This window comes from Streptomyces sp. 8N616, assembly GCF_052246385.1.
Classification (GTDB): Bacteria; Actinomycetota; Actinomycetes; order Streptomycetales; family Streptomycetaceae; genus Streptomyces.
Window position 1 is genome coordinate 1 of sequence record NZ_JBQQBY010000096.1, and the last position, 1,304, is coordinate 1,304.

Genomic DNA, 1,304 nt, shown 5'->3' on the forward strand with positions numbered 1-1,304 from the left:
GTGGTCGTTGCAACACCCCAGCTCAAGGGGTGCGATGGACTTCGAGATCCGGCAGGACCGGACGGTCGCGCAGGGGCGCAAGAGGCTGATCCGCGAGCGGGAGCAATACTTCCGCTTCGTGAGTCAGGGCTACAGCAACAAAGAGGCATCCCGGCTGGTCGGTGTTAATGAACGGACAGGCCGTGAGTGGCGCAACGGCCGGGATGCCCCTGACAGGTTCAGGCCCCCCGCCCGGTCATCAGCGCGGACGCCCGTCCCCGCCGCATCAGGCCGGTATCTGAGCCAGGGCGAGCGCCTCTACATCGCTGACCGGCTGCGGAACAAAGCTTCCCTCCGCATGATCGCTGAGGAACTGGGCCGAAGCCCTTCCACCATCAGCCGCGAGATACAGCGCAACCGAACCCTCGTGCGAGGCAACCAGTACCGCTATGGGCCCTACGTTGCCCAGAGCCGCACCGACGCCCGCCGGCCTCGGCCCAAGCCCGGGAAGATGAGTCTCAGCCCGCGCCTGCGGGACTACGTCCAGGACGGCCTGGACAGGCGGTGGAGCCCGGAACAGATAGCCCACCAGCTCCGCCGGGACTTCCCCGACGACCTGGAGATGCGCGTGACGCACGAGACCATCTACCAGGCTCTCTACGTCCAGGGCCGCGGAGAACTGCGCAGAGAGCTGACCAGGGCCCTGCGCACCGGCAGGGCCAGACGCAAGCCCAACCGCCAGTCCGCCAAGCGTCGGCCGCGCTTCGCTGCACCGATGGTGATGATCAGCGAGCGGCCCGCCGAGGCTGCGGACCGAGCCATCCCCGGGCACTGGGAAGGCGATTGCATCGTCGGTCTCGGCCACCGCTCCGCGATTGGCACGCTGGTGGAACGCTCCACTCGCTTCCTGATGCTGGTCCATCTGCCCGACGGGCATCGAGCCGAGCACTTCCACCTCGCCCTGGCAGACACCGTCAGGACGCTGCCGCCCCAGCTCAAGCGGTCTCTGACCTGGGACCAGGGCAACGAGATGGCAGGCCACCAGAACTTCTCCACCGCCGCGAACATGCCGGTCTACTTCTGCGACCCCGGCAGCCCCTGGCAGCGCGGCTCCAACGAGAACACGAATGGTCTGCTGCGGCAGTACTTCCCCAAGGGCACCGACCTGGCCGTCCACACCCGCGAACACCTCGACGCCGTCGCTACCGAACTCAACGGCCGCCCACGCAAGACGCTCGGCTGGGAAACCCCAGCCGAGCGCCTGTCTAAACTGCTCACCACCACACGTCAGTGATCACGTGTTGCGACGATCCCTTGAATCCAAG

General features: G+C 66.9%; 1 protein-coding gene. It reads left to right on the top strand.

The features are described from left to right. Positions 1–34 precede the first annotated feature (34 nt). Positions 35–1,273 carry an IS30 family transposase gene (locus ACTWQC_RS35765; protein ID WP_443320042.1) on the top strand — a complete coding sequence of 413 codons (1,239 nt, stop codon included), beginning with the start codon at positions 35–37 and terminating at the stop codon, positions 1,271–1,273. Positions 1,274–1,304: the final 31 nt, after the last annotated feature.